The organism is Serratia sp. NGAS9, from assembly GCF_009905295.1.
GTDB lineage: Bacteria > Pseudomonadota > Gammaproteobacteria > Enterobacterales > Enterobacteriaceae > Serratia > Serratia bockelmannii.
Genome location: NZ_CP047605.1, coordinates 369,977 through 396,970, shown reverse-complemented (window position 1 = coordinate 396,970; position 26,994 = coordinate 369,977). Strand labels below are relative to the sequence as shown.

The 26,994-nt window shown below is 60.6% G+C and carries 25 protein-coding genes and 3 tRNA genes; 10 read left to right on the top strand and 18 right to left on the bottom strand.

Features of this window, described 5'->3' with window-relative positions:
* Nucleotides 1-5: 5 nt before the first annotated feature.
* The 7 genes from hflX to nnr form a co-directional block, all read right to left on the bottom strand.
* Entirely contained in the window at nt 6-1,286 is a 1,281-nt protein-coding gene (gene hflX / locus GUC32_RS01785; RefSeq protein WP_004933675.1) for a ribosome rescue GTPase HflX, read from the bottom strand.
* A gap of 98 nt (nt 1,287-1,384) precedes the next feature.
* Complete coding sequence (hfq, locus tag GUC32_RS01780) at nt 1,385-1,693, bottom strand: RNA chaperone Hfq (protein WP_089196439.1); 309 nt, start codon at nt 1,691-1,693, stop codon at nt 1,385-1,387.
* Nucleotides 1,694-1,807: 114 nt separating this feature from the next.
* Nucleotides 1,808-2,749 (bottom strand): tRNA (adenosine(37)-N6)-dimethylallyltransferase MiaA, encoded by a 942-nt coding sequence (gene miaA / locus GUC32_RS01775; protein WP_025305020.1) that lies wholly within the window; start codon nt 2,747-2,749, stop codon nt 1,808-1,810.
* Nucleotides 2,742-4,625 (bottom strand): DNA mismatch repair endonuclease MutL, encoded by a 1,884-nt coding sequence (gene mutL / locus GUC32_RS01770; protein ID WP_142591000.1) that lies wholly within the window; start codon nt 4,623-4,625, stop codon nt 2,742-2,744. The genes miaA and mutL overlap by 8 nt, the downstream gene beginning before the upstream one ends.
* A 22-nt stretch (nt 4,626-4,647) precedes the next feature.
* Nucleotides 4,648-6,459 (bottom strand): N-acetylmuramoyl-L-alanine amidase AmiB, encoded by a 1,812-nt coding sequence (gene amiB / locus GUC32_RS01765; RefSeq protein ID WP_369435517.1) that lies wholly within the window; start codon nt 6,457-6,459, stop codon nt 4,648-4,650.
* Nucleotides 6,460-6,466: 7 nt separating this feature from the next.
* On the bottom strand, nt 6,467-6,937 hold the full coding sequence (tsaE, locus tag GUC32_RS01760) for a tRNA (adenosine(37)-N6)-threonylcarbamoyltransferase complex ATPase subunit type 1 TsaE (protein ID WP_028127566.1): 471 nt from the start codon (nt 6,935-6,937) through the stop codon (nt 6,467-6,469).
* A 10-nt stretch (nt 6,938-6,947) separates the two neighbouring features.
* Nucleotides 6,948-8,462, bottom strand: coding sequence for a bifunctional ADP-dependent NAD(P)H-hydrate dehydratase/NAD(P)H-hydrate epimerase (gene nnr, locus GUC32_RS01755; RefSeq protein ID WP_049208611.1), 1,515 nt, complete (start codon nt 8,460-8,462; stop codon nt 6,948-6,950).
* Between nnr and queG the strand changes: the two genes are divergently transcribed.
* A complete protein-coding gene (gene queG / locus GUC32_RS01750) occupies nt 8,461-9,600 on the top strand; it encodes a tRNA epoxyqueuosine(34) reductase QueG (protein WP_025305015.1) in 1,140 nt (379 codons plus the stop codon). The genes nnr and queG overlap by 2 nt on opposite strands.
* 311 nt (nt 9,601-9,911) lie before the next feature.
* On the opposite strand, the gene GUC32_RS01745 is transcribed toward queG, so the two are convergent.
* From GUC32_RS01745 to orn, 4 genes are all read right to left on the bottom strand, one after another.
* Nucleotides 9,912-9,987: transfer RNA gene (locus tag GUC32_RS01745), tRNA-Gly, on the bottom strand.
* Nucleotides 9,988-10,041: 54 nt separating this feature from the next.
* A tRNA-Gly gene (locus GUC32_RS01740) sits at nt 10,042-10,117 on the bottom strand.
* A gap of 66 nt (nt 10,118-10,183) precedes the next feature.
* Nucleotides 10,184-10,259: transfer RNA gene (locus GUC32_RS01735), tRNA-Gly, on the bottom strand.
* Between the two features lie 192 nt (nt 10,260-10,451).
* Nucleotides 10,452-10,997, bottom strand: coding sequence for an oligoribonuclease (orn, locus tag GUC32_RS01730; protein WP_004929689.1), 546 nt, complete (start codon nt 10,995-10,997; stop codon nt 10,452-10,454).
* Nucleotides 10,998-11,242: 245 nt separating this feature from the next.
* Here orn and rsgA point away from each other — a divergent pair, with 245 nt between their 5' ends.
* From rsgA to mscM, 3 genes are all read left to right on the top strand, one after another.
* Nucleotides 11,243-12,292 (top strand): small ribosomal subunit biogenesis GTPase RsgA, encoded by a 1,050-nt coding sequence (gene rsgA, locus GUC32_RS01725; RefSeq protein ID WP_004929686.1) that lies wholly within the window; start codon nt 11,243-11,245, stop codon nt 12,290-12,292.
* 76 nt (nt 12,293-12,368) lie between these two features.
* Nucleotides 12,369-13,262, top strand: coding sequence for an archaetidylserine decarboxylase (gene asd / locus GUC32_RS01720; protein ID WP_025305014.1), 894 nt, complete (start codon nt 12,369-12,371; stop codon nt 13,260-13,262).
* A gap of 13 nt (nt 13,263-13,275) precedes the next feature.
* The gene (gene mscM, locus GUC32_RS01715; protein WP_049205242.1) at nt 13,276-16,623 is read left to right on the top strand and encodes a miniconductance mechanosensitive channel MscM; all 3,348 of its coding nucleotides are present in this window, start codon (nt 13,276-13,278) and stop codon (nt 16,621-16,623) included.
* A gap of 67 nt (nt 16,624-16,690) precedes the next feature.
* Here mscM and epmA read toward each other — a convergent pair whose 3' ends face one another.
* Nucleotides 16,691-17,668: an elongation factor P--(R)-beta-lysine ligase gene (epmA, locus tag GUC32_RS01710; RefSeq protein WP_025305012.1), complete on the bottom strand. Its 978-nt coding sequence runs from the start codon at nt 17,666-17,668 to the stop codon at nt 16,691-16,693.
* 385 nt (nt 17,669-18,053) lie between these two features.
* On the opposite strand from epmA, the gene frdA reads away from it, so the two are divergent.
* The 5 genes from frdA (at nt 18,054) to blc (ending at nt 21,974) form a co-directional block, all read left to right on the top strand.
* A complete protein-coding gene (gene frdA, locus GUC32_RS01705; RefSeq protein ID WP_049209616.1) occupies nt 18,054-19,850 on the top strand; it encodes a fumarate reductase (quinol) flavoprotein subunit in 1,797 nt (598 codons plus the stop codon).
* Nucleotides 19,843-20,577 (top strand): succinate dehydrogenase/fumarate reductase iron-sulfur subunit, encoded by a 735-nt coding sequence (locus GUC32_RS01700; protein ID WP_004929676.1) that lies wholly within the window; start codon nt 19,843-19,845, stop codon nt 20,575-20,577. Before frdA ends, GUC32_RS01700 begins: the two co-directional genes overlap by 8 nt.
* 14 nt (nt 20,578-20,591) lie before the next feature.
* Nucleotides 20,592-20,984 (top strand): fumarate reductase subunit FrdC, encoded by a 393-nt coding sequence (gene frdC / locus GUC32_RS01695; protein ID WP_025305010.1) that lies wholly within the window; start codon nt 20,592-20,594, stop codon nt 20,982-20,984.
* A gap of 12 nt (nt 20,985-20,996) precedes the next feature.
* On the top strand, nt 20,997-21,356 hold the full coding sequence (gene frdD, locus GUC32_RS01690; protein ID WP_004929672.1) for a fumarate reductase subunit FrdD: 360 nt from the start codon (nt 20,997-20,999) through the stop codon (nt 21,354-21,356).
* A gap of 84 nt (nt 21,357-21,440) precedes the next feature.
* Entirely contained in the window at nt 21,441-21,974 is a 534-nt protein-coding gene (gene blc / locus GUC32_RS01685) for an outer membrane lipoprotein Blc (protein ID WP_369435516.1), read from the top strand.
* On the opposite strand, the gene sugE is transcribed toward blc, so the two are convergent.
* From sugE to efp, 4 genes are all read right to left on the bottom strand, one after another.
* A complete protein-coding gene (gene sugE, locus GUC32_RS01680; protein ID WP_004929669.1) occupies nt 21,968-22,285 on the bottom strand; it encodes a quaternary ammonium compound efflux SMR transporter SugE in 318 nt (105 codons plus the stop codon). The two genes, blc and sugE, sit on opposite strands and share 7 nt — an antisense overlap.
* Nucleotides 22,286-22,477: 192 nt before the next feature.
* Entirely contained in the window at nt 22,478-22,609 is a 132-nt protein-coding gene (locus GUC32_RS01675; RefSeq protein WP_004929668.1) for an entericidin A/B family lipoprotein, read from the bottom strand.
* A 120-nt stretch (nt 22,610-22,729) separates the two neighbouring features.
* Nucleotides 22,730-22,861: an entericidin A/B family lipoprotein gene (locus GUC32_RS01670; RefSeq protein ID WP_004929667.1), complete on the bottom strand. Its 132-nt coding sequence runs from the start codon at nt 22,859-22,861 to the stop codon at nt 22,730-22,732.
* 70 nt (nt 22,862-22,931) lie between these two features.
* Nucleotides 22,932-23,498 carry an elongation factor P gene (efp, locus tag GUC32_RS01665; RefSeq protein ID WP_004929666.1) on the bottom strand — a complete coding sequence of 189 codons (567 nt, stop codon included), beginning with the start codon at nt 23,496-23,498 and terminating at the stop codon, nt 22,932-22,934.
* Nucleotides 23,499-23,540: 42 nt separating this feature from the next.
* On the opposite strand from efp, the gene epmB reads away from it, so the two are divergent.
* Nucleotides 23,541-24,569: an EF-P beta-lysylation protein EpmB gene (gene epmB / locus GUC32_RS01660; RefSeq protein WP_060448256.1), complete on the top strand. Its 1,029-nt coding sequence runs from the start codon at nt 23,541-23,543 to the stop codon at nt 24,567-24,569.
* Nucleotides 24,570-24,657: 88 nt separating this feature from the next.
* On the opposite strand, the gene GUC32_RS01655 is transcribed toward epmB, so the two are convergent.
* Nucleotides 24,658-25,002: a DUF4156 domain-containing protein gene (locus GUC32_RS01655; RefSeq protein WP_025305007.1), complete on the bottom strand. Its 345-nt coding sequence runs from the start codon at nt 25,000-25,002 to the stop codon at nt 24,658-24,660.
* 303 nt (nt 25,003-25,305) lie between these two features.
* Nucleotides 25,306-26,931, bottom strand: a complete 1,626-nt coding sequence (locus tag GUC32_RS01650; RefSeq protein WP_049295091.1) for a methyl-accepting chemotaxis protein — start codon at nt 26,929-26,931, stop codon at nt 25,306-25,308.
* Nucleotides 26,932-26,994: the final 63 nt, after the last annotated feature.

Genomic DNA, 26,994 nt, shown 5'->3' with positions numbered 1-26,994 from the left:
TATGATCATACGATAAAGTCAATCAGGTCCTGTTCTTGCTTGCAGAGACGACGCCATTCGACGATCGGCATTCGCACCACCACGCCAATGCTGCCGTCCTCTTCGTTCCACTCTTTTTCAATCGCCTGAAGCTGGTAAAAACGGCTGCGAAGACGGCCTGCCCGTGGCGGTAAGCGCAATTCGTAATGCGCGATCTCCCCCGATAAGCGCTCCGTCAACGCCTGATACAGCAACGGAATACCCTCTCCGCTGGCGGCGGACAGCCACACCCGGATCGGCAGGTTTTCGTCGTTGCGGTCGATACGCGGCACAAAATCGTCCAGCATATCTATTTTGTTCATCACTAACAGTGTAGGAATTTCATCCGAGTCTATCTCCGCCAGCACGGTGTTCACCGCTTCGATGTTCTCATCGACGCGCGGATCTGCGGCATCGATGACGTGCAGTAGCAAAGACGCCTGGCGCGTTTCCTGCAGCGTCGCCTTGAAGGCGGCCACCAGATCGTGCGGCAGGTGCCGGATAAAGCCTACGGTATCCGCCAACACGGTATCCCCCACGTCCGGCACGTCAATGCGCCGCAACGTAGGATCCAGGGTGGCAAATAGCTGGTCCGCCGCATACACCTCGGCAGACGTTATTCGGTTAAACAGGGTGGATTTGCCGGCGTTGGTGTAGCCCACCAGCGATACGGTCGGCACATCGGCACGGGTCCGCGCGCGTCGGCCTTGTTCACGCTGCTTTTCTACCCGCTCCAGACGGCGCAGAATCAAGCTGATGCGATCGCGCAACAGGCGACGGTCGGTCTCAAGCTGGGTTTCCCCCGGCCCGCGCAGGCCAATCCCCCCTTTTTGCCGCTCCAGGTGCGTCCAACCGCGTACCAGACGCGTGGCGATGTGACGCAACTGCGCCAGCTCCACCTGCAGCTTACCTTCATGGGTGCGGGCACGCTGGGCGAAGATGTCTAAAATCAGCCCGGTGCGATCGATCACCCGGCATTCGCACAGGCGCTCGAGGTTTCTTTCCTGCGCCGGGGAAAGGGAATGATCAAACAGGACAACAGACGCGCCGCTGGCTTTCACCGCATCTGCAATTTCTTCGGCCTTTCCTTCGCCGACAAAGTACTTCGGATGCGGGGCTTTGCGGCTACCAGTCACCACTTGCAAAGCTTCGACACCGGCTGAGGAGACCAACGATTCGAACTCGTTGAGGTCTTCCGTATCTTTGTCTTGCGAGAAATAGATATGAACCAGTACGGCCTGCTCACCGGCTTCATAACGGTCAAACAAGCGTGCAACCTCTCAAACGGACACTCACCGTGAGTTTGGGGGACATAAACAGCCCGCGGCTGCTTATGCTCCCCGTCATGGTTGACTTGCAACGCGCTTTATTCAGCGTCATCGCTTTCCTGCTGCGGCTGTTGCTGCGCAGACGGATTGCTACCATGGTGATAGTTGCTTGAACCGCCGCTCGGGTTGTTGCTGTGATGCGAAACCGGGCGTGACGGGACAACGGTAGAGATAGCGTGCTTGTACACCATCTGGCTAACCGTGTTCTTCAACAGGATGACAAACTGGTCAAAAGACTCAATCTGGCCTTGCAGCTTAATACCATTCACCAAATAAATAGAAACCGGAACACGTTCACGACGCAATGCGTTCAGGAACGGATCTTGCAAAGATTGCCCCTTAGCCATTCTATCTTTTCCTTATTTGCTTGTTGTTTGTAACTAAGAACCTGTCGGCTCTAAAATAAACGACGTAAAAAATTTGCGCGCTGAATACTCAGCAATTGTACACAATCACCCAACCTATGCACTAACAACCTGTGTCACCGAGTCCAAAGCCTCTCCCGGCTTTTCACTGTCCAACCAATGGACCGACTCCCAACCCCGTAACCAGGTCATCTGACGTTTAGCCAACTGACGTGTTGCGCAAATACCACGATAAACCATCTCATCGTAACTAATTTCACCAGACAAGTATGACCACATCTGGCGGTAACCGACACAGCGAATGGAGGGCAAGTCCGTATGCAAATCACCCCGTGCGAAAAGTGCACGCGCTTCCGTCTCAAAACCCGCCGCCAACATTTGATGGTACCGCAGCTCGATGCGTTGATGGATCAACTCACGGCTGGTCGGCGCTATCGCAAATTGGTGAACTTGATACGGTAACGATTCACCCGAAATTTGAGTCAGTTCCGTTAAAGTTTTACCCGAAATAAAAAAAACTTCCAGTGCTCTGGACAGTCTCTGCGGATCATTCGGATGAATTCTCACTGCCGCGACCGGATCGATCGCCTGCAACTGACGGTGCAGCGCCTCCCAGCCCTGCTCCGCCGCTTGGCGTTCGATGCGCTCGCGCACCGCGGGATCGGCGGAGGGCAGCGGCGACAATCCTTCCAGCAACGCCTTGAAATACAACATGGTGCCGCCGACCAGCAGCGGAATGCGCCCGGCGGCGGTGATATCGGCCATCTCCTTCAGCGCGTCGGCGCGGAACTCCGCGGCCGAGTAAGCTTCGGCGGGATCGCGAATATCGATCAGCCGATGCGGCGCCTGCGCCAATTCTTCGGCGCTCGGCTTGGCGGTGCCGATATCCATGCCGCGGTAAATCAGCGCGGAATCGACGCTGATCAGTTCCACCGGCAGGCGTTCGCGCAGCGCGATCGCCAGCGCGGTCTTGCCTGAGGCGGTCGGCCCCATGATGAAAATAGCCGGGGGACGTGGTGTCATTTCAGTGTTAGTCATGCTTGAGGGCCGCCAGTGCGGCCTGTAAATCAACGGGTTGTAAAAGTCCGCTCGGTGGCGATTTGACCAGCTGCGGGCAAAGTCGTTCAACGTCGGTCAGCAATTGTATCGCTTGCGAGGTGTTCCACTGTTCATGTTCGCTGCCAAGACGGCGAGCGAGCCAGGTGGCCAGCACCGCGGGCGACATCTCCTGATGTTCGGCCAGATAGCCTAACAGTTCGGGTATCAGTTTTTGTAAATTTTGTTGGCGTAATGGTAAAGGCACTGCGCGCAGCGTCACACGGCCGTGATCCGTCTGCAGATCCAGCCCCATCATCGTCAGCAGCGCCTGATGCCGTGCAATGGCCGCTGCTTCGTTCTTATCCAACGTCAGCTTGATCGGTATCAGCAGCGGTTGCGGCCGCAGCCCTTCCGTCGGCGGATTGAGCTGCGCCTGGCGCAGCCAGCGTTCGGCCACCGTCAGATTGAGCAACGCAGGCTGCTGGCGCTGTTCAATCAGCGCGTAGCACGGCGGATGGATCATCAGCACCCGGCCAAAGCTGTGTTGTCCGCTCGCCAACGGCGTTTCCACGGCGGCTTTCGCCGGCGGGAACAGCGGCGGCTTGCTCGAAACTTCCGGCGCCGCATCGGCCGGTGGCTCGGTGGCGGGCTGCATCAGTTTGCCATACAGCTCGCCTTCGCGTTTCTGGTAACCGCCCGCCGTTTGCCAACCGGGCTGCGGCGCGCGCTCGCGGACGGCGCCGGCCGATGACGGCGTTTCGCGACGCGGCGCCGGCTGAGAAAAATGGTTGCCGCCGGCGGCGACGCGGTTTTCCTGCTGCCAGACCGGCGCGGGCGCTTCGTCGGGCGTTTCCGCCAGCGGCAGCGACGGTGTCTGACTGGCCTGTTGCAGCACGGTGGTCACCGCCTGGTAGATAAAATCGTGTACCAGCCGCGCCTGATGGAAACGCACCTCGTGCTTGGCGGGATGAACGTTGACGTCCACCTGGTGCGGGTCGACTTCCAGATACAGCACGTAAGCGGGCTGCTGATCGTCTTTTAACTGATCCTGATAGGCCTGACGAATCGCGTGATTGATCAAGCGATCGCGCATCATGCGGCAATTGACGTAGCAGTATTGCATCTCACCCAGCTGGCGCGCCCCCGCCGGATCCGCCACCCAGCCGCGGATACTCAGATCGCCGTGTTGCCAGTCGATGTTCAGCGCATGCTGTAAAAACGCCGGGCCGCAGATGCTGCCCAAACGGCGTTCGTGCTGGCTCTCTTCTTTCGCCGCCCGGTATTGGCGGATCAGTTTGCCGTTGTGGCTGAGGTTGATCGCCACATCGAAACGCGCCAGCGCGATGCGCCGCACCACTTCATCGATATGGCCGAATTCGGTTTTCTCGGTACGCATGAACTTGCGGCGCGCCGGCGTGTTGTAAAACAGATCCAGCACCTCCAGCGTGCTGCCGACCGGGTGCGCGGCGGGTTTGACCGTCACCGCCTGCTCGCGCCCTTCGGCATAGGCTTGCCACGCCTCGCTTTGTTCGGCGGTGCGCGACGTCAGGGTCAAACGGGAAACCGAGCTGATACTGGCCAGCGCTTCGCCGCGAAAACCGAGGCTGACGATCGCTTCCAGGTCATCGAGCGTGCTGATTTTACTGGTAGCGTGCCGCGCCAGCGCCAGCGCCAAATCGTCCTTGCCGATGCCGCAGCCGTTATCGCGAATGCGGATCAGCTTGGCACCGCCGCGTTCGATATCGATATCGATGCGCGTCGCACCGGCGTCCAGACTGTTTTCCACCAGCTCTTTGACGACCGACGCGGGGCGTTCAACCACCTCTCCGGCGGCGATCTGGTTGGCGAGCTGTGGCGGTAACACCTGGATAGGCATGCTGACTCCTGTAGCGGTGGCGCTAGGCCTGCGGAATGGTCAGCGTCCGGTCCAGCGGCGCGACGTCCGACTTCAGATTATTGACCCGTTTCAGATCGCCGACGCTGACCCCATAACGAGAGGCGATAGAGGACAGCGTGTCCCCGCGGGCCACTTTATGTTTAGACGGCTTCTTCGCCGGCGTTTTCGCCTTGGCGACGGCGGTGACGGCGGCGGTTTTCCCCGCCGGCACCTTCAGACGTTGCCCGACCCACACGCCGTCTTTTTTCAGTTTGTTCAGATCCCGCAGCGCCGCCATGGTCGTGCCGTAGCTGTCGGCGATGCCAGACAGCGTCTCCGCTCGTTTCACCACGTGGATCTGAGTCTTGCCGCTTTCGCTGCGGCTCGCGCCAGCCGAGCTCACGATAGGCTCAGGCTGGCGCACGTCTGGTGTTGAGGTGTTAACCGCCGCTGCGACGTCCAGCGGTCGGTTTTCCACCTTTGGGTCGGCTTGCAGCGGATGCGTCAGGAAGTAGCTGCGCAGGCCGTTATGAATGGCCTTGGCAATCTTCTCCTGATACGCGCTACTGCCCAGCAGCCGCTCCTCCGTGCTATTACTGATAAATCCGGTTTCCACCAGCAGCGAGGGAATATCCGGCGAACGCAGCACGCCCAGGCTGGCGTGTTCCGGCCGGCGTTTATGCAACGATCCGACGCTCTGCAGCTGCTGCAGCACCTTCACCGCCACATCGTAACCAACGCGCTGCGAGTGGCCGAACTGCAGATCCAGCACCGCCTGGCTCAGATAAGGGTCGGCCTGGCTGTTGGCCAGCAAGTCGCCGGCGCCGCCGAGCAGCTCGGACTGCTTCTCATGCTGTTCGAGCCAACCGGCCATTTCGCTGTTGGCGCGGCGATTGGACAGCACCCATACGGAAGCCCCGCTGGCGCTGCGGTTTGGCGCGGCGTCGGCGTGGATGGAGACCAGTACGTTGGCGCCCTGTTTACGCGCAACGTCGGAACGTCCCATCACCGAAATAAAATAGTCACCGTTACGCGTCAGCACCGGCTTGAACTGCGGGTCGGCGTCCAGCATCGCCTGCAGGCGACGCGCGATGGCGATGGTGACGTTCTTTTCTTTCAGTCCGCTCGGGCCAATGGCGCCCGGATCCTGGCCGCCGTGGCCGGCGTCGATCGCTACCACCACCCGATCGCCGGAACCGGCGGAAACGCGGCTACTGCGCGGCGTCACCTCGGTGGCGGTGCCTGCAACCACGGTCTGTTTATTGGTAAACGGATTCGATCCCGTCGGCGCTTTGCGCAGCGGCGGCTCCGGCGCTTCACGCACCGCCACCGGCGCCTGGCGCGGTGGCTGGCTGACCGTGACGGGCGCCTGACGCGGCGGTGGATTGACCGCAACCGGCGCTTTACGCACTACGGTATTGGCACTGCCTTCGGCCGTGATAGTGAACACTACGGTGTGCACGCCGCCGTTCTGGCGGGTGGCGACGCGGGTTTTGGCGCGCTGCGTCAGGTCAAACACCAAACGCACGCTCTGAGCGTCTTTCGGCGCGCTGGAGCGAATGCTCTTCACCAGGTTTTGGCCGCTGAAATTGAGCGGCAGGCCGCCGACCTTGCCTTTCTGGTTGACGTCAAGCACCACGCGCTCCGGGCCGTGAAGCGGGAAAAACGCGTAGTCCGGCGGACCATTGAAGCTCACCGACACCGTCGCTTCGCGTTGGGCGTTGGACACTTTGATATCGGACAGCGAGGACGCCGCCAGCGCGTTCAACGCGCCGAGCGGCCCCAGCACGGCGATCAGCATGATGACCGCAAATTTTTTCAACACATGCGTCATTGCAGCATCATCCCTGTGATCCATGAATGCGGTCTAACAGCTGGCTGCCGTATGCGGAAATCGCCTCGATCTTCGCCTCTCGCCCCTCGCCCTGATAGCTGAGGTACAGCGCCAGATCCGGCTCCGGCAGCACGCCAGTGCCCTGCTGCGGCCATTCGACCAGGCAGATGGCGTCTTGCGCGAAGTAATCGCGAATGCCCATAAATTCAAGCTCTTCCGGATCGGCCAGGCGATACAGATCGAAGTGATACACCGCCAGCGGCTGCAAGGCATAGGGTTCCACCAGCGTGTAGGTTGGGCTTTTGACGTTGCCCTGATGCCCCAACGCCTGCAGGAAACCACGGCTGAAGGTGGTTTTACCGGCGCCCAGGTCGCCGTAGAGATAGATGACGCTGGCGCGATCGCAGGCCTTGGCCAAAGTGGTGCCCAAAGCGACAGTCGCTGCCTCGTCCGGCAGAGGTAAAACGAGTTCTTTCATTCGATAAAGTCTATTTTGCCCACTCAGGGTTAACGAAATGAAGGATGTCCGGCAGTAAATCGGTCGCCAACATGCCTCTTGTTCCTTGTCTTTCCGCTACGCGATCGCCGGCCGCGCCGTGTACGACGCAGCCCGCACAGGCGGCATCATACAGCGAGAGCTTTTGCGCCAGCAAACCGCCGATGATGCCCGACAGCACATCGCCCATGCCGCCGGAGGCCATGCCGGCGTTGCCGACGTCGGCGATCGCCATCTGCCCCTGCTCATCGGCGATCAGCGTACCGGCGCCTTTTAGCACCGCCACGCCGCCGTAGCGTGCCGTCAGCTTGCGCACGGCAAGTAAGCGATCACTCTCGATGTCGACAGTGCTGCAGCTCAACAGCCGCGCAGCCTCTCCAGGATGCGGAGTCATCACGCGATTCTGCCGTTTCTCGGGATTTAATGCCAGCAAGTTCAGCGCATCGGCGTCCCACAAGGCCGGTTTATCGCTGGTTTGCAGCACGTTCAAGGCATTTTTGCCCCACTCAGCCTGGCCAAGCCCCGGACCGATCACCAGCACATCCGCCCATTGCATCGCCTGCCGAAGCGTCGCCTCGTCCAGCGCCTGCGCCATCAGCTCCGGCCGGGCCGCCAGCAGCGGCGCGACGTGCTCAATGTGAGTAAGCACTCGCACCAACCCAGCCCCGCTGCGCAGCGCCGCTTCCGCCGCCATGCGAATGGCGCCACCGAACCCGCGATCGCCGCCCACCAACAGCAGACGGCCATGCTCGCCTTTATGGGCACAGGGACGACGCGGATGCAGCCAGCGCGGTAACACCTCGGCGGTAAGCCGCTGAATCTGCTCCGGTTGCTTCGCCAGCCAATCCGATAAGCCTAGCGTATTCTGATGAAGTTGCCCGACCCAGTCGCGCGCTTGCCCGGTCAGCAAACCCGGCTTGAGGCCAATGAACGTGATGGTGTGCGCGGCACGCACGACCGGGCCCGGCGTCGCGCCACTTTCCGCCAGCAGGCCGGACGGGATATCGAGCGCCACCACCGGCGCCGAATGGCGGTTGACGGCCTCGATCAGCGCGTCGTAGGGCGCACGCGGCGCGCTGCCCAGGCCGGTGCCTAGCAGGCCATCAATGATGAGCGAAACAGACGCCGGCCAGCGGCTGTTCGCCGGCAGAATGTCGCCGCCGGCAGCCAGCCAGGCCTCGCGGGCCGCTGCGGCCTCCGGCGGCAAAGGCCGCGCGCCTTCGCAGGCGATCAGCGTCACCTGCACGCCCGCCGCCTTCGCCAGGCGCGCCACCACATAGCCGTCGCCGCCGTTGTTGCCGTGGCCACAGAGCACCAGCCAGTGGTTGCAGGAGGGATAAGTGTCGCGCGCCAGAACGTAGGCCGCCTGACCGGCGCGCAGCATTAAATCGTAAAGAGAAAGACCGAGCGAGGCCGCCGCCGCGGGTTCCGAGCGACGGATCCAATCCGCAGGCCAGACAGAGTGTGGTAAACTGTCAGCGTATGCTTTTTCACTGTGGCCCGTCATGACGCACCCCCTCGATCTCCATCAACTCGCCCAACATATCAAGCAATGGGGGCAATCGCTAGGATTCCAGCAGGTTGGCATCTGCGATACCGATCTGAGCCTGGAAGAGCCGAAGCTGCAGGCCTGGCTCGACAAACAGTACCACGGCGAGATGGAATGGATGGCGCGCCACGGCATGCTGCGCGCACGCCCTCACGAGCTGTTGCCGGGCACGCTGCGGGTGATCAGCGTGCGCATGAACTACCTGCCGGCCAAGGCGGCGTTCGCCAGCACCCTGCAGAACCCGCAATTGGGCTACGTCAGCCGCTATGCGCTGGGGCGCGATTATCACAAGCTGTTGCGCCAGCGTCTGAAAAAGCTGGGCGATCAGATCCAGGAATACTGCGGCGAGTTGAATTTTCGCCCCTTTGTCGATTCTGCGCCGGTGATGGAGCGCGCGCTGGCCGCCAAAGCGGGCATTGGCTGGGTTGGTAAACACTCACTAATTCTCAACCGTGAAGCCGGGTCGTGGTTTTTCCTCGGCGAACTGCTGATCGACCTGCCATTGCCGGTGGATCAGCCGCAGGAAGAGCAGTGCGGCCGCTGCGTTGCCTGCATCACCACCTGCCCGACCGGCGCCATCGTCGCGCCCTACACCGTCGATGCCCGGCGCTGCATCTCCTACCTAACCATCGAGCTGGAAGGCGCGATCCCGGAAGAATTCCGTCCGCTGCTCGGCAACCGCATCTACGGCTGCGACGACTGCCAGCTGATTTGCCCGTGGAACCGCTTTTCTCAGCTCACCGACGAAGACGATTTCAGCCCCCGCGCCGCGCTGCATGCGCCGCAGCTGCTCGATCTGTTCAACTGGACGGAAGAAAAATTCCTGCGCATCACCGAAGGCTCGGCGATACGCCGCATCGGCCACCTGCGCTGGCTGCGCAATATCGCCGTGGCGCTGGGCAATGCGCCCTACGAAGACAGCATCGTGCTCGCACTGCGCACGCGTTTGGGCCAAGACGCCATGCTGGATGAACATATCCACTGGGCGCTGGCGCAACAGCTCGCTCGCCGCGAAGCGCAGGGTATCGAGGTGCAGACGGCGCAGAAAAAGCGGCTGATACGGGCTGTGGAAAAAGGTTTGCCAAGGGATGCCTGACGGCGTACGCCATTCAGGCGTATCGCCGGAAGACTCACTCTGTGGATTTGTGCATAAAAATAAAAACACGTTGTCTTTCAACTGCAACAAAAAGAGCAAGTGATCGGCATAACGTTTTGGGATAAATAAATAAGCATATAAATCAAATAGATAAATATTTAATTTGTATGACGTTGATTTTTCAGACAGGCGAGTTTATGTACAGAGGCTGTGGATAACTCTGTTTACAACATTTTTACCAGGCGTGTAAAACGGGACAAAAACCCGCGCCGGATAAGGCGTTGGATTTGAGTTTGAAACGAAGAGAAAATTGGAGCGGGAAACGAGACTCGAACTCGCGACCCCGACCTTGGCAAGGTCGTGCTCTACCAACTGAGCTATTCCCGCATTGAGATGCTTTTGGCATCCGGCCACCAAACACTGGCGTGACCTTTGAATTTTTGGAGCGGGAAACGAGGCTCGAACTCGCGACCTCAACCTTGGCAAGGTTGCGCTCTACCAACTGAGCTATTCCCGCGTCGCATAGGTACTGCTTGATACTGCTTTATTTATTCATCATGCCGCATCGCGACATTGTTGAATTTGGAGCGGGAAACGAGACTCGAACTCGCGACCCCGACCTTGGCAAGGTCGTGCTCTACCAACTGAGCTATTCCCGCCCGGCGTATCGATGGTGGAACGTTACGAAATTCTTCATCGGTACGGGGTGCGCATTATACGAGAAATCCTTTTTGTCGCAAGCCCCTGAAAGCAAAAAAACGCGATTTTTGTTTGATTGCCGATTAAAGCGCCAGATTGGCGAATTAAGCGGCTAAAAACGGCGTTTTTTCCCCGCAGGGGCCGTCGTCGCCTTAAAGCTGAATGAAATGTTCGCGGTAATAAGCCAGTTCGGCCACCGATTCGCGGATGTCATCCAGCGCCTGATGGGTGCCCTGCTTCTTAAAGCCGCCGAGAATTTCAGGCTTCCAACGGCGCGCCAGCTCCTTCAGCGTGCTGACGTCCAGATAGCGGTAATGGAAGTAGGCCTCCAGCTCCGGCATATAACGGAACAAGAAACGGCGATCCTGGCCCACGCTGTTGCCGCAGATCGGCGATTTGCCGGCCGGTACCCACTGCTGCAGGAAGGCTATCGTTTCCAGCTCAGCGGCGCGATCGTCCTGGCGGCTGGCTTTCACCCGCTCCACCAGCCCGCTGCCGGTATGGGTGCGCACGTTCCACTCGTCCATCAAGGCCAGCTGCTCGTCGGATTGGTGCACGGCGATCACCGGCCCTTCCGCCAGGATGTTCAGGTTGGCGTCGGTGACCAGCGTGGCGATCTCAATAATGCGGTCACGCTCGGGATCCAGCCCGGTCATCTCCAAATCGATCCAAATCAGGTTATTTTCGTTTCCTGTCATGATGTTTCCTGCCTAAAAGCCGAGAGAAAAACGCTGTGCGGACGAGACGACGGGCGCCGCCGGTGGCAACGCGCCGCAGCCGGCGGCTAACAACGGTTATTTAATATAAAATAGCGTGTATCATAGTCTTTTTGGTCGCCATCGGCGACATATACCCTGACGGGTTCAAGGCTGCGCCCGGGGCTAGTCCCTCGCCGCAGCTGTGCGTATACGTAAAGGTATAAAACCGATTCAAGTGAGGCGCAGTGAGTAAGAACAAACTGTCCAAAGGTCAGCAACGCCGCGTGCAGGCGAACCATCAGCGCCGTCTGAAACGCGCTGATAACAAACCGGAACCGGATGATTCCCAGCTGGGCGAGCCGCAGGAAGGCGTCGTCATCAGCCGTTTCGGCATGCACGCCGACGTTGAGGCGCCGGATGGCACTCAGCACCGCTGCAATATCCGCCGCACGCTGCGTTCGCTGGTCACCGGCGATCGCGTGGTGTGGCGCCCCGGCCTGGGCACCCATGAAGGGGTAAAAGGCATTGTGGAAGCGGTGCACGAGCGCACCTCGGTGCTGACGCGCCCGGACTTCTACGACGGCGTGAAACCGATCGCCGCCAATATCAATCAGATCGTCATCGTGTCAGCGATCCTGCCCGAGCTGTCGCTGAACATCATCGACCGCTATCTGGTGGCCTGCGAAACGCTCGAAGTCGAGCCGCTGATCGTGCTCAACAAAATTGACCTGCTGGACGCCGAAGCGCGCAAGCTGGTCGACGGCATGATGGATATCTATCGCAAGATTGGCTACCGGGTGCTGGAAGTCTCCAGCCAGACGCGGGAAGGCATGGCGGAATTCGAACAGGCGCTCGCCGGGCGCATCAGCATCTTCGCCGGCCAGTCGGGAGTCGGCAAGTCCAGCCTGCTGAACGCGCTGCTGCCGCCGTCTGAAGAGCAAATTCTGGTAAATCAGGTTTCCGACGTCTCGGGCCTCGGGCAACATACCACCACCGCCGCGCGGCTGTACCATTTCCAGCACGGTGGCGACGTGATCGACTCCCCGGGGGTGCGCGAGTTTGGCCTGTGGCACCTGGAGCCGGAACAAATCACCCGCGGCTTTGTCGAATTCCGTGATTATTTAGGCGGTTGCAAATTCCGCGACTGCCGCCACGATACCGATCCCGGCTGCGCCATCCGCGCGGCGATGGAGAAAGGCGATATCGCGGAAGAGCGTTTCGACAACTATCACCGCATTCTGGAAAGCATGGCTCAGGTGAAGGTTCGCAAGAACTTCACGGACGCCGCAGACTGACACTGACGGGCGAGCATTGACGACGGCGAGGCCCTCGTTACAATGCGCGCCCTTTACCCTGATTCACGAGGTTAACGTGCTGGATAGCATCAAGATTAAACTGCAATATTGGCTACCGAAGCTGGCGCTGACCCGCCTGGCGGGCTGGGGCGCCGACAAACAGGCAGGCTGGCTGACCCAACTGGTGGTCAAAACCTTCGCCCGCTACTACCGCGTGGACATGCAGGAAGCGCAAAACCCGGACCTGACGTCTTACGCCACCTTCAACGACTTCTTCGTGCGCCCGCTGCGCGATGGTGCGCGCCCGATCATCGCCGACGCCAACTGGCTGGCGCTGCCTGCCGATGGCGCCATCAGCCAGCTCGGCCCGATCCGCGAGGATCAAATCTTCCAGGCCAAAGGCCACCACTACAGCCTGGAAGCACTGCTGGCCGGCAACTACCTGTTGGCCGAGCCGTTCCGCAACGGCCTGTTCGCCACTACCTACCTGGCACCGCGCGACTATCACCGCGTACACATGCCGTGCGCCGGCGTACTGCGCGAAATGATCTATGTGCCGGGCGATCTGTTCTCGGTCAACCCGCTCACCGCCGCCAACGTGCCTAACCTGTTCGCTCGCAACGAGCGCGTGATCTGCGTATTCGACACTGACATCGGGCCGATGGTGCAAATCCTGGTCGGCGCCACCATCGTCGGCAGCATCGAAACCATCTGGGCCGGCACCGTCACGCCGCCGCGCGAAGGCATCATCAAACGCTGGACCTACCCGGCCGCCGGCGAAGAAGGCGCCATCGCGCTGGAAAAAGGCGCCGAGATGGGCCGTTTCAAACTCGGCTCCACGGTGATCAACCTGTTTACCGCAGGCAGCGTGCAGTTTGCGCCGCAACTGCATAACGGCACCGTCACCCGCATGGGTGAGGCCTTCGCCGAAATCCCGGCCGCCGCTGAAACACCACAGACCCCGCTCTAAAGGAATCGACGCCGTGCGCCTGATCATCACGCTTTTGCTCGGTTGCCTGCTGTGGCAACCGGCGCTGGCCGCCCCCGTGCCGACCGAGAACCAGCTCAAACAGGAGCTGAAGCAGGCGGAAAGCAGCAAAAACGCGCCGAATCAGGCGGAAACCACCGAGGCGCTGCAAAGCGCCCTCAACTGGCTGACGGAGCGTAAAGAGTCGCAGACTCGCTCCGAGCAGTATCAGAGGGTGATCGACGATTTCCCGAAGATGACGCAGGAGCTGCGCCGTCAGTTGGTGCTGGAAAGCAACAAGATCCTGCCGAACGGCGACGATCTGCCGGCCGCCGAGCTGGAACAGCAGATTCTGCAAACCAGCAGCCTGCTGCTGGAACAGGCGCGCCTGCTGCAGCAAGAGCAGGATCGCACGCGGGAAATCAGCGATTCGCTCGGCCAGCTGCCGCAGCAGCAGACCGACGCCCGCCGCGCGCTGACCGAAGTGCAGCGCCGTCTGCAGGCGCAGCCCGCCAACCCGACCACCCCGTACGCGCAGGCCGCCCTGGCCCTGCTGCAGACCGAAGCCGCGGCGCGCAAAGCCAAAGTGGACGAGCTGGAGCTGGCGCAGCTGTCGGCCAACAACCGTCAGGAGCTGGCGCGCATGCGCGCCGAGGTCTATAAAAAGCGCCACGAGAAAATAGACGTTCAGCTGCAGGCGCTGCGCAACAACCTCAACGCCCAGCGCCAACGCGAAGCGGAACTGGCGCTGGAAAAAACCGAGCAGCTGGCCGAGCAGAACGGCGATTTGCCAAAAAGCCTCAGCCAACAGCTGCAGATCAACCGCGAACTGTCCGCCGCGCTGAACAGCCAGGCGCAGCGCATGGATCTGATTTCATCGCAGCAGCGGCAGGCGGCGGCGCAGACGCTGCAGGTGCGCCAGGCGCTGAGCACCATTATCGAACAGGCCCAGTGGCTCGGCTCGTCGTCGGCGTTAGGGGAAACCCTGCGCGCTCAGGTGGCGACGCTGCCGGAAATGCCCAAGCCACAACAGCTGGACGGCGACATGGCCCAGCTGCGCGTGCAGCGCCTGCAGTTTGAAAATCAACTGGAAAAACTGTCGCAGCGCGAATTCAAACGCGACGACGGCAGCGCGCTGACCAACCAGGAGCAGCGCATCGTCGATGCTCAGCTGCGCACCCAGCGCGAACTGCTCAACTCGTTGCTGTCCGGTTGCGACACCCAAATCCTCGAGCTGACCAAGCTGAAGGTGGCCAACACCCAGCTGATCGAAGCGTTGAACGAGATCCGCGACGCCACCCACCGCTATCTGTTCTGGGTGCCGGACGTTAATCCGATCAACTTTTCCTACCCGCTCAACGTGGCGCACGATCTGACCCGCGTCCTGTCGCTGGACACGCTGTCGCAGCTCGGCGGCGCCTTCATGATGATGGTGACCAGCCGCGAAACGCTGATCCCGATCTTCGGCGCCCTGCTGTTGGTGATTTTCAGCATCAGTTCGCGCAAGCACTATCACGCCTTCCTCGAGCGCGCCAGCAGCCGCGTCGGCAAGGTGACGCAGGACGAATTCTTCCTGACGGTGCGCACCGTATTCTGGTCGATTCTGGTGGCGATGCCGCTGCCAGTGCTATGGGCCGCGCTCGGTTACGGTCTGCAGAGCGCCTGGAACTACCCGGTGGCGGAAGCGATCGGCAAAGGGGTGACCGCCACGCTGCCGATCCTGTGGATCTGCATGATCTGCGCCGCCTTCGCCCACCCTCAGGGGCTGTTCATCGTGCACTTCCGCTGGCCGGCGAAGCAGGTTTCGCGCGCCATGCGCTACTACAAGATGTCGATCTGGCTGATCGTGCCGCTGATCATGGCGCTGATCACTTTCGATAGCCTGAAAGAACGCGAGTTCGCCAACACGCTGGGACGGCTGTGCTTCATCCTGCTGTGTCTGGCGCTGGCGCTGGTCACCCACAGCCTGAAGCGCGCCGGTATCCCGCTGTATCTGGATAAAAACGGCTCCGGCGACAACATGCTCAACAGCGCCTTCTGGGGGCTGCTGCTGTCGGCGCCGCTATTGGCGGCACTGGCCTCGACCGTCGGTTACCTCACCACCGCGCAGGCGCTGTTGGCGCGCCTGGAAACCTCGGTGGCGATCTGGTTCCTGCTGCTGGTCATCTACCACATCATCCGCCGCTGGATGCTGATCCAACGGCGGCGCATCGCCTTCGATCGCGCCAAACAGCGCCGCGCCGACATCCTGGCCCAGCGCGCCCGCGGCGAAGACGAAACCTCGCACACCCCGAACAGCACTGAAGGCGCCATCGATCCGGACGATTCGGACTTCGATCTGGACACCATCAGCGCCCAGTCGCTGCGGCTGGTGCGCTCGATCCTGACGCTGATCGCGCTGGTGTCGGTGATCGTGCTGTGGTCGGAGATCCACTCCGCGTTCGCCTTCCTGGAAAACATCTCGCTGTGGGACGTGACCTCGACGGTGAACGGCGTGGAAACCGCCCATCCAATCACTCTCGGCGCGGTTCTGATCGCCATTCTGGTGTTGATCATCACCATGCAGCTGGTGCGCAACCTGCCGGCGCTGCTGGAGTTGGCAGTGCTGCAGCACCTGGATCTGACGCCGGGCACCGGCTACGCCATTACCACCATCACCAAGTACCTGTTGCTGGTGTTCGGCGCGGTGCTCAGCTTCGCCTGGATCGGCATCGAATGGTCGAAACTGCAGTGGGTGGTTACCGCGCTCAGTCTGGGGTTGGGCTTCGGCATGCAGGAGATCTTCTCCAACTTCATCTCCGGCCTGATCATCCTGTTCGAGAAACCGATCCGCATCGGCGACACCGTGACGATCCGCAACCTGACCGGTACCGTCACCAAGATCAACACCCGCGCCACCACCATCTCGGACTGGGACCGCAAAGAGATCATCGTGCCGAACAAAGCCTTCATCACCGAACAGTTCGTCAACTGGTCGCTGTCCGACACCCTGACCCGTGTGGTGCTGACCGTACCGGCGCCGGGCGAAGCCAACAGCGAAGAAGTGACCAAGATCCTGATGAACGCCGCCGAGCGCTGCTCGCTGGTGCTGGATAACCCGGCGCCGGAGGTTTACCTGGTCGATCTGCAACAGGGCATCCAGATCTTCGAGATGCGTATTTACGCCGCCGAGATGGGCCACCGTATGCCGCTGCGTCACGAGATCCACCAGTTGATCTTGGCGGGCTACCGCGAGCACGGCATCACGCTGCCGTACCCGCCGTTCCAGGTGCGCACCGAGACGCTGTCGCGGTTGACCAACAACGGCCGTACGCCGCCGTCCACGCCGGCGCCGAACACCAAGCGCGACGCCGGGGGGCTGTAAGCGTTTCTCGCGATAAAAAAAGGGCCGGCAAATGCCGGCCTTTTTTGCTTTTCTTACCGCCTGAAACTCAGGCGATCCCGACTGGGAAGGCTAAAACTTCGCTCAGGCTCTCGGCGCCCAGCGCCAGCATCACCAGGCGATCCACGCCCAGCGCCACGCCGGAGCATTCCGGCATGCCGTGCTGCAACGCCGCCAACAGGTTGTAGTCGATCGGCTGCTGCGGCAGGCCGCGCTCCGCACGTTTGCGGTTGTCCTGCTCGAAGCGCTGCTGTTGTTCACGGCCGTCGGTCAGCTCGCGGAAACCGTTCGCCAGCTCAATGCCCTTGAAATACACCTCGAAACGCTCCGCCACGCGGTGGTCTTCGGTGCTGATCTCCGCCAGCGCCGCCTGGCTGGCCGGGAAGTGGTACACGAACGCCGGTTTTTCACGGCCGATATGCGGCTCCACGCCCACGGTGAACAGCAGCTGCAACAACGTATCACGGTCTTCTTCGGTATCGGCGATGTTGCTCAGATCGAGTTTGGCTGCCGCTTCACGCAGCTGCGCCTTCTCCGCCGACAGCGGATCGATGTCCAGATGGCGCAGGAACGCCTGCTGATAGGACAGGGTCTCCGCGCTCTCGCAGTCCAGCACCTGTTGCAGCAGATCGTCCACCTCGTTCATCAGGCGGTACATGTCGTAGTGCGGACGGTACCACTCCAGCATGGTGAATTCCGGGTTGTGATGCCGCCCGGCTTCTTCATTGCGGAAGCTGCGCCCCATTTGGTAGATCGGGCCGCTGCCCGCCGCCAACAGGCGCTTCATGTGATATTCCGGGCTGGTCATCATGTATAGCGTCAGGCCCTCTGCCGCCCCCGGCCCGACGAAACGCGTCTCGAACGGGAACAGGTGAACGTCGGTGACCGTCGCCTGGCTCATGGTGGGCGTCTCAACTTCCAGCACGCCACGATCGGCGAAGAAACGCCGGATCTCAGCCAGAATCGCTGCGCGTTTCAACAAATTGGCGATGGGTGCACTAGGCTGCCAGCTTGCCGTTTCGCTCATGGTAATTAACTCCGAAATCAAACAGGGGATGCAGTCTACTCGCATCCTTGCAGCCAAACAAATTCTTCACGATGCACAACCGTCCATAACGCCAATTTCCGATAAATGGGCGGCAAAAGCGCGTTAAAAAGGGTAAAGCAGGCCAAACGCGCAAAAAAACAGGCAAGCCTGTTGGTCGAGCGTTAATCGACAAAACAATCGATCACATCAAATTTCGACTACTTAACTTTAGGTATAGTTAATTCCCCATTATTGGTGGGAGATATCTATCCTTAACCTTTAAGCAACATTAATCGGTTCAATTAGTTAGCACCCGAAGAGTTCGCTAAATTTTAAGCATAGATATTTAACTTGCCGTTCTTAACAAGAACATTGGAGGAATGCAGTGCAAACCTTTAACGCCGATCTTGCCATTATTGGGGCCGGGGGCGCTGGTTTACGTGCAGCAATAGCCGCAGCGGAAGCCAATCCCCAACTGAAAATCGCGCTGATCTCTAAGGTCTATCCGATGCGCAGCCACACGGTCGCCGCCGAGGGGGGCTCCGCCGCCGTCACCCAGGATCACGATACCTTCGACTACCACTTCAACGACACCGTCGCCGGCGGCGACTGGTTGTGCGAGCAGGACGTGGTCGATCACTTCGTGCATCAGTGCCCGCGCGAGATGACCCAGCTCGAGCAGTGGGGCTGCCCGTGGAGCCGCAAACCGGACGGGTCGGTCAACGTGCGGCGCTTCGGCGGCATGAAGATCGAACGCACCTGGTTCGCCGCCGACAAGACCGGCTTCCACATGCTGCACACCCTGTTCCAGACCTCGCTGAAATATCCGCAGATCCAACGCTTCGACGAGCACTTCGTGCTGGATATCCTGGTGGATGACGGCCAGGCGCGTGGTCTGGTGGCGCTCAACATGATGGAAGGCACCCGCGTGCAGATCCGCGCCAACGCGGTGGTGATGGCCACCGGCGGCGCCGGGCGCGTCTACCGCTACAACACCAACGGCGGCATCGTTACCGGCGACGGTATGGGCATGGCGTTCCACCACGGCGTACCGCTGCGCGACATGGAGTTCGTGCAGTATCATCCGACCGGCCTGCCCGGTTCCGGCATCCTGATGACCGAGGGCTGTCGCGGCGAAGGTGGCATCCTGGTGAACAAAGACGGCTACCGTTACCTGCAAGACTACGGCATGGGCCCGGAAACCCCGCTGGGCGAGCCGAAGAACAAATACATGGAGCTGGGCCCGCGCGATAAAGTGTCCCAGGCCTTCTGGCATGAATGGCGCGCCGGCCGCACCATCGCCACCCCGCGCGGCGACGTGGTCTACCTCGATCTGCGCCACCTGGGCGAGAAAAAGCTGCTGGAGCGGCTGCCGTTCATCTGCGAACTGGCCAAGGCCTACGTCGGCGTCGATCCGGTGAAAGATCCGATCCCGGTGCGCCCTACCGCGCACTACACTATGGGCGGCATTGAAACCGACCAGAACTGTGAAACCCGCATCAAGGGGCTGTTCGCGGTCGGCGAGTGCTCCTCCGTCGGCCTGCACGGCGCCAACCGCCTCGGCTCCAACTCGCTGGCGGAACTGGTAGTGTTCGGCCGCGTCGCCGGTGAACACGCCGCGCGCCGCGCGCTCGAGACCGCGCCGGCCAACGGCAGCGCGCTGGATGCGCAAACCCGCGACGTCGAAACCCGCCTGAGCAACCTGATGAAGCAGGAAGGCAACGAAAACTGGGCGAAGATCCGCGACGAAATGGGGCTGTCGATGGAAGAAGGCTGCGGCATCTACCGCACGCCGGAGCTGATGCAAAAAACCATCGATAAGCTGGCCGAGCTGAAAGAGCGTTTCAAGCGCGTCAACATCACCGACAACACCAGCGTCTTCAATACCGATCTGCTGTACACCATCGAGCTGGGCTATGGCCTGGACGTCGCCGAATGCATGGCGCACTCCGCGTTTAACCGCAAAGAGTCGCGCGGCGCCCACCAGCGCCTGGACGAAGGCTGCACCGAGCGTGACGACGTCAACTTCCTCAAGCATACGCTGGCGTTCCATAACCCGCAGGGCGCGCCGCGTCTCGAATACAGCGACGTGAAAATCACCAAGCTGCCGCCGGCCAAACGCGTCTACGGCGCAGAAGCCGAAGCGCAGGAGAAAAAGAATAAGGAGCAGGCAAATGGCTGAGATGCAAACCCTGAAGATCGACGTCATGCGCTATAACCCGGAAAGCGACGCCGAGCCGCATTTCGTCACTTACGCCGTGCCTTACGACGAACAGACCTCGTTGCTCGATGCGCTGGGCTACATCAAGGATAACCTGGCGCCGGACCTCTCCTACCGCTGGTCTTGCCGCATGGCGATCTGCGGCTCCTGCGGCATGATGGTCAACCGCGTGCCGAAGTTGGCGTGCAAAACCTTCCTGCGCGACTACGTCGGCGGCATGAAGGTTGAAGCGCTGGGCAACTTCCCGATCGAGCGCGATCTGGTGGTCGACATGACCCACTTCATCGAAAGCCTGGAGGCGATCAAACCGTACATCATCGGCAACGATCGCAAACCGGAGGATGGCCCAAACGTGCAGACTCCGGCGCAGATGGCCAAATACCACCAGTTCTCCGGCTGCATCAACTGCGGCCTGTGCTACGCGGCATGCCCGCAGTTCGGCCTCAACCCCGAGTTTATCGGCCCGGCGGCGATCACGCTGGCGCACCGCTATAACCTGGACAACCGCGACCACGGCAAGAAACAGCGCATGCCGCAGCTCAACGGCCAAAACGGCGTCTGGAGCTGCACCTTCGTCGGCTATTGCTCCGAAGTCTGTCCGAAACACGTCGATCCCGCCGCCGCTATCCAGCAAGGCAAGGTGGAGAGCGCCAAAGACTTCATGATCGCCATGCTGAAGCCGCAATAAGGGAGAAAATTGCCATGACAACTCAACGTAAGCCCTATGTGCGCACCATGACGCCCACCTGGTGGCAAAAGCTCGGCTTTTACCGTTTCTACATGCTGCGCGAAGGCACCTCGGTGCTAGCGGTCTGGTTCAGCATCGTGCTGCTCTACGGCGTGTTCGCGTTGAAGGGCGGCGCCGAGAGCTGGGCCGGCTTCGTCGGTTTCTTGCAGAATCCGCTGGTGCTGTTAATCAACGTCGTCGCATTGCTGGCGGCGGCGCTGCACACCAAAACCTGGTTCGATCTGGCGCCGAAGGCCGCCAATATCGTGGTCAACAGCGAGAAAATGGGACCGGGCCCCATCGTGAAAGGGCTGTGGGCCGTCACGATCGTCGTCAGCGTGGTCATCCTGGCCGTGGCCCTGTTCTAATCCGGAGGAAACATGATAAATCAAGCACCTAAACGCTCCGACGAGCCGGTTTTCTGGGGATTGTTCGGCGCCGGCGGCATGTGGGGCGCGATCGTCGCGCCGGCTATCGTGCTGCTGGTCGGCATTCTGCTGCCGCTGGGGCTGTTCCCCGGTGAAGCGCTGGGTTACGAGCGCGTGCTGGCGTTCTGCCAGAGCCTGATCGGCCGCCTGTTCCTGCTGCTGATGATCATTCTGCCGCTGTGGTGCGGCCTGCACCGCATCCACCATGCGATGCACGATCTGAAGATCCACGTGCCGGCCGGCAAGTGGGTGTTCTACGGTCTGGCGGCAATCCTCAGCGTCGTCACCGTCATCGGCGTCGTCACTCTGTAAACCGCTCGGGTGGCCAACGCCCGTTGGCCGCCCTTTTCTCATCGGCTACACTGTCTACTCGCCCCCGGTAAACAGGAGTCACCGATGCGTTTATGGTCAAAGCTTAGCGTCATGCTTTCCGCCCTGCTCTCCGTCGCCTGCAGCGTCTCCCCGCCTAAAGACATCAAGGTCGTGACCCCCTTTGACAGCCAGCGCTATCTCGGTACCTGGTATGAGATCGCTCGTCTGGATCATCGTTTTGAACGCGGTTTGCAGCAGGTGACCGCCCATTACAGCCCGCGCGCCGACGGCGGGCTGAAAGTCATCAATCGCGGCTTCAATGCGCAAAAACAGCAATGGCAAGAAAGCGAAGGCAAAGCCTACTTTATCGGTTCACCCCAGGTCGCGGCGCTGAAAGTGTCGTTCTTCGGCCCCTTCTACGGCGGCTATAACGTGATTGCCCTGGACCCGGCGTATCGCTACGCGCTGGTTTGCGGCCCTAACCGCGACTATCTGTGGATCCTGTCGCGCACGCCGACGCTTGACGCCAGCGTACGCGACAGCTTATTGCAGACGGCCAAAGGCTACGGTTTCGCCATCGACAAGCTGATCTGGGTGCAACAGTCCGCCGATCAGTGACTGCTGAACTTCAGCCCGAGTATGCCGACCACGATCAGGCACAGGCTGATGATGCGCGCAATATTGGTCGATTCACCCAACAGCACCATGCCCATGATGGCTGCACCCACCGCGCCGATGCCGGTCCACACCGCATAGGCGGTGCCGGCGGGCAGCGTTTTCATGGCGTTGGCCAACAGCAACATGCTGACCACCATCGCAGCGATGGTGATGATGCTCGGCGTCAGCCGGGTAAAACCGTGGGTGTATTTCAGACCGATAGCCCAAACCACTTCGAGCAAACCGGCGATAAGCAGAATAATCCAGGCCATGAGACGGCCTCCCTACCACTGGGGTCGTCCCCGATAAAATGACGCGTAAACGGGTCGTCCCGTTTAGCGAGGTGACGCATGACGGGTAACCTCACCCGCACTGCGGCAGGATAGCAGCAGCGTTAACGCTCAGGCAAGGGATAGAAATGTGGCGGCTCTCCGCAGCCGGAACGCCGCCGGGTAGAGAACGGATTATTCCGCGCTGCGCTGAATAGCCTTGCCGCCGGCCTGAATGTCTTCACCCACACCGCGGGTGGTATTGCAGGCGGTCAGCGAGCTCAAAATCATCAAAGAGAAGATCGCGATAATACTTTTCTTCAGCATAAGAAAGTCCTTATTTGTCGTTGATGAAAAAGTACGGCTTTCTAAGCGTAGTCAAAATTGACGGAGGGTGTGGGATCGTGACCGGCTTTGTGGCGCAAATACATCGGGTTAAAGGCGGGATCAGCTGGCCGTGCGGGAGATGGCGCCGCCGAGATGCTGAACGTCTTCGCCGAAACCGCGAAACGTATTGCAACTGCTGAGGGAGAAAAGGAACAACAGGGAGAGCACGGCCAACAACGTTTTCTTGAACATGCGGATTTTCTGCCAACGAACGGGGATAGGATAAAACAGAGGAACCGCGTGGGTTCCTCTGTTTTGAAACTTATTTAACGCGAGAGACGTATTCGCCAGAGCGAGTGTCAACCTTGATCACTTCGCCGATCTGGACGAACAACGGCACTTTCACCACGGCGCCGGTGCTCAGGGTAGCCGGCTTGCCGCCAGTCCCTGCGGTATCGCCTTTCAGGCCAGGATCGGTATCGGTGATTTCCGCTTCGATGAAGTTCGGCGGCTGAACGGCGATTGGACGGCCATCCCACAGGGTGATGATGCACTCTGCGTTATCCTGCAGCCATTTGGCCGCGTCGCCGACGGTTTTGCCGTCAACCTGATGCTGTTCGAAAGACTCAGGGTGCATGAAGTGGTAGAACTCACCGTCGCTGTACAGGTAGTTCATGTTGGTGTCCATCACGTCTGCGCCTTCGCAAGAATCGGTAGACTTGAAGGTTTTTTCCACGCGGGTGCCGGTCAGCAGACGACGCATTTTCACGCGCGCGAACGCCTGGCCTTTGCCCGGCTTAACGAACTCACTGGCTTCGACGGCGTAAGGTTCGCCCTCGAACATGATTTTAAGACCCGGACGGAAATCGTTGCTAGAATAAGTCGCCATGATGGCCCTCTGAATATTTGAACTGGTAGCTTAGCCAAAAAAATGGCACACATTATAACCCAAAGTACGGCACATAGAGAAGATTGGTTGCATCAACTCGCCGATGTTATTACCGATCCCGATGAATTACTGCAGCTTTTGTCACTGAATACGCACCCGGAACTGCCGCAGGGGCGCGATGCCCGTCGGCTGTTTGCCCTGCGCGTGCCGCGCGCCTTCGCTGCGCGCATGCGCCCCGGCGATGCCAACGACCCGCTGCTGCGCCAGGTGCTGACCGCCAGAGAGGAGTTCATCAACGCCCCAGGGTTCACCACCGATCCGCTGGATGAACAGCGCAGCGTGGTGCCGGGCCTGCTGCACAAATACCGCAATCGCGCGCTGCTGCTGGTCAAAGGCGGCTGTGCGGTCAACTGCCGTTACTGTTTCCGCCGTCACTTCCCCTATCAGGATAATCAGGGCAACAAGAACAACTGGCGGCAGGCGCTGGATTATATCCGCCAACACCCGGAACTGGACGAGATCATTTTTTCCGGCGGCGATCCGCTGATGGCCAAAGACAGCGAGCTGGAGTGGCTGGTCGGCGAGCTGGAGGCCATTCCGCACCTGAAACGCCTGCGCATTCACACCCGTCTGCCGGTGGTGATCCCGGCGCGCATTACGCCAGCGCTGTGCCGCCTGCTGTCGGCCTCGCGCCTGCAGGTGCTGATGGTCACGCACATCAACCACGCCAACGAAATTGACCGCGACCTGCAAAGCGCCATGGCGCAGCTGCGCCTCGCCGGCGTCACGCTGCTCAACCAGAGCGTGCTGCTGCGCGACGTCAACGACAATGCCGATACGCTGGCGGCACTCAGCAACGCGCTGTTCGACGCCGGCATCCTGCCCTATTACATCCACGTGCTGGACAAGGTGCAGGGCGCGGCGCATTTCATGGTCAGCGACGATGAAGCGCGCGTCATCATGCAGGCGCTGCTGAGCAAGGTGTCCGGTTATCTGGTGCCGCGCCTGACGCGTGAAGTGGGCGGCGAACCGAGCAAAACGCCGATCGACCTGCGCCTGATGCCGGAGTGACGCGCGCCACATGGCCCGATGGAACGAAAAGAGGAATGCCGTGGCATTCCTCTTTTTTTATCTCTGTGCGGCGTTTGGCCTCAGCGCCTTACGGGCACTTGTAAACCTGGCCGACCATTTTGCTGTCCAGCGGCGCGAAGCTGGAGAGCAGGTTCTGGCTTGGGCTGTTGGCGCCGTAGATCACGTTGCCGCCCATCGCCGCTGCCTTGTTGCGCAGATCGTTGGCCGCACCGCGCATGGAGCTGCCTTCACCGCCGTTGCCGGACAGCCAGTTGCTCTGGGTGCCGGTCACTTCCCCCAGCAGCTGGCATTCCGCCGCCGGCTTGCTGTCGGTGAACTTGATCTGCTGACCCGCAGCGGTCAGTTCATGAGTGGTGCTGCAACCCGCCAGCAGCATCGCTGCCGAAAGACCCAGTAAGGCTTTAATCCGCATCTTGTTCCCCATTCGATGTTGAGAATTACGCAAAATCTTCTACCCGTCGCCTTTCAAGCTGTAGCGTTGTTGACTGCACTCGCTCACCCCAGTTACTTACTCAAGTAAGCGCCTGGGGACTCACGAGCTGGCCGCCTAGCTACAACTTGAAATTCATAGGGTATATCAGAAAGCGATGCCATCTCTTAAGCATCCGTTGCCGCGCGAGCGGGCCAACGTCTTGAGCGACAGCTGATGACTTACCAGTTTACCAGCTAAATCGCCCCGGGCGGCAAAAATATCATCAAATACAGTGCGGCGGCGTTATACCCAACCGGCAACGGCCGCCGATGCCTGCGCCTCCACGTCGCCCTGGCGCGGTTCCCCCTCCGCCAGTTTGAATACCGCCACCGCCTGCGCCAGCAGGGCCGCCTGTTCCTCCACGCCGACGGCGGTGGTCGCCACCTCCTCCACCAGCGCGGCGTTCTGCTGGGTCACCTGATCCATCTGGGTCACCGCCACCCCGACCTGCTCGACGCCTTTGCTTTGCTCTTCCGACGCATAGGAGATGTTATCCATCAGCGACGTCACCTGGTTCACCGAGCCGACGATGGCATTCATCGTCTCGCCCGCCTGTTCCACCAGCCGCACGCCGGCGGCGATATCGCCGGTTACGCCGTCGACCAGACCGCTGATCTCCTTGGCCGAAGTCGCGCAGCGCTGCGCCAGATTGCGCACTTCGCCGGCTACCACCGCAAAACCCCGCCCCTGCTCCCCGGCGCGGGCGGCCTCGACGGCGGCGTTCAGCGCCAGAATGTTGGTCTGGAAGGCGATGCCGTCGATCACGCTGGTAATATCCCCCACCTGACGCGCGCTGTCGTTGATCGCCCGCATCTTGTCGATCGCGCTGGCCATCAGCGTTTCGCCGTTGCGGGCAATGCCGGCGGTCTGATTGACCATGCCGGCGGCCTGAGTGGCGTTATCGGCGTTTTGCCGCACCGTGGCGGTAATCTGCTCCATGCTGGCGGCGGTTTCCGTCAGCGCGCTGGCTTGTTCTTCGGTGCGGCTGGAGAGATCGGCGTTGCCGACGGCGATCTCGTGCGTACCGTGGTTGATCGACTCCACACCGTCACGCACCTGCTGCACGGTCGCACTCAGCTCCTGCTGCATCGTCCGTAGGCTGGCGAACAGCATGCCGATCTCATTGTTGTTGCGTACCGCGATCTCGCTGCGTAGATCGCCGCGCCCAACCTTTTGCAAGTGTTCGGCGATCTGGCGCAGCGGCAGAATCAAGCGCCGGCGGAAATCACGCTGCACGGCGACCAGCAGCAACAGGATCGCTGCCAGGGTGCCGCTCAGCAGGCGGGCGAAGACTTTTTGGGTCTGCTCCGCCTCTTCCACTGCCAGACGGTGGGCGGCCACCGTGGCCCGCATGTAGTCGGCAAACTGGTTATCCAGCCGCTGGCGCACCTGGCGCTTCTCTGCCGCCATGGCGTGCAGCCGCTCGATCAGCGCCGTCTGTGGCGTGTCGGCCAACAGCGTCAGTTCTTGCTTCAGCACCGCCTGCTGCGCCAGGTAAACCTTTTTCATCGCCTCGCCCAGATCCGGGCGCGATACCGTCAGGCCCGGCGTCTCCCAAAACAGGTTGAACGCGACGTCAGCGCTGCGCAGCTCACCTCGCGCCTCATCGATACCCTGCTGAATATCGGCTCTGCTGGTCTGCGCCCAGCGCTCGAACGCCATGTTGTCGATCAGCGTCTGCGTTTGCAGCAAAGCACGCCAACTGCGGTTCAGCGCCGCTTCCTCGTCGGAGAAGGTGCTCATCCTGTCGATACTGTGGCCGTTTTGCTGCATGAAATAGAAGGCAATGGCGCCGGTTCCCATGGGCATCAAGCCCAGCAGCAACAGCATCATCATCAGCCAGGTGGCTATTTTCATATTTTTCAGCATAAGTCGTCTCCGTTGACAGTCACACCGGCGAGGGGAAATTCCCCGCCTGGTAGGGGCTATATC